At 66.4% G+C, this 1,542-nt stretch carries 2 protein-coding genes; both read right to left on the bottom strand.

Going from position 1 to position 1,542, the window contains the following annotated elements; translation table 11 throughout:
• The coding region (locus tag RMO85_RS18870) for an IS481 family transposase (protein WP_310530258.1) at positions 1–998 on the bottom strand (998 nt) is incomplete at its 3' end.
• Positions 999–1,053: 55 nt separating this feature from the next.
• A partial coding sequence (locus RMO85_RS18865) for an alpha amylase C-terminal domain-containing protein (protein WP_310530257.1) occupies positions 1,054–1,542 on the bottom strand: 489 nt, incomplete at its 5' end.

Genomic DNA, 1,542 nt, shown 5'->3' with positions numbered 1-1,542 from the left:
CTGTAGTTCCCCGTGACGTTGTGAACGCGGTCGGCGGGGACGAGGCCTCCGATGCCGGTATGGGGTCGGTGATGATTGTAGAAGTGGAGCCAGTCCGCATACGTGGCTGAGCGGGCATCGTCGGACAGGTAGGTATGGGCGTAGGCCCACTCCTGGTTGATGGTGCGGTTGAACCGTTCGACCTTGCCGTTGGTCTGTGGACGGTAGGGCCGGGTACGGCGGTGCTTGACGCCATCGCCGAGGGCTGCAGCGAAGGCGTGGGACCGGTAGCAGGAGCCGTTGTCAGTCATGACCGCTCGGACGCTGATGCCTGCGTCAGCGAAGAAGGCTCTGGCCCGTTCCCAGAACGCTGCTGCGGTCTCCTTGCGTTCGTCGGGGAGCTGTTCGGAGTAGGCCAATCGGGAGTGGTCGTCGACGGCGTGGTGCAAGAACACGTAGCCGCGTGAGGACAACCCGCCGGCCCTGGCCGCGCGGCTGGTGCCAGCCATGGCCTTCTTGTGCTGCTCTGATCCGCGCCCGAATGCCCGCCAGCTGCCGCCGTCGGGGATCTTGCCGAGCTTCTTGATGTCGACGTGCACCAGGTCGCCGGGGGTGGCGACTTCGTAGCGGACCGGCTTGGGCTTGCGGACCGGCAGTCCGGTGGTCTGGTCGAGGTGGGCCAGCTGCGGCATGCGGTAGCGGGCCAGGACGCGTCCGACCGTGGAACGAGGCACACCCAGGTGGTAGCTGATCCGGTGTGGTCCCCAGCGTCGGCAGTAGCGCAGCTTGATGATCCGCCGCTCGAGCCGCTGAGGTGTTCGGGTCGGACACGATCGGGGACGCGACGACACATCGGTCATCGGCTGCCCGGCCCGGTAGCGGGCCGCCCACTTCGCTGCGGTGGCAGGTGAGCACTGAAACCTTTCGGCGGCACGACGAGCCGACCACCCATGGACGACGATCAACTCAGCAAGACGTTGACGACCAAGCGGAGTCAGTGGAGCGTTAGCGTGAGTCACGAGGACCTCCAGTAGAGGGTTGGTGTGGTAACCCCCTCCGTACTGGAGGTCCTCGCTATTCGTCTAGGCCTTGGTGTCCACAACCTGTCGGGGAACTACAGCTAGGCGGCTCGTGGCGGAACCACACCGTCGCGAGGGGTGGCACGACGATGTCGGCGTAGGCCGGCTGACCTGACGTGTCACCCGCGACGGCGGTGATGCTGCCGAGGTTGCCGACGCCCGACCCGGTGTACGCCGCCGCGTCGGTGTTCAAGATCTCGGTCCACGTCCCGAGGGCCGGGAGCGGCAGGCGATAGACCTCGTAGCCGTTGGCCGACTCGCGCCGAGCAATCATCGAGTCAGCACCATCGTCGTGAGCGAGTTCCAGGCCCTTGACGCCGTTGACGATCGGACGTCCGAGCGCTCGGGCGATGCGGATACCGACCTGGAAGCCACCCGAGTCGGCCGACTCGTTCCCCATGATGATGAGGTCAAACGCGCCGTCCGCGGCTTCCAACTCGCTGATCGCGCTGACCAGGGCGCGAGCTGTGGCCTGGGCGTCCCA

The organism is Nocardioides sp. (assembly GCF_031422975.1).
In the GTDB taxonomy this organism is placed as follows: Bacteria; Actinomycetota; Actinomycetes; order Propionibacteriales; family Nocardioidaceae; genus Nocardioides.
This window is presented reverse-complemented; position numbering and strand designations above follow the sequence as displayed.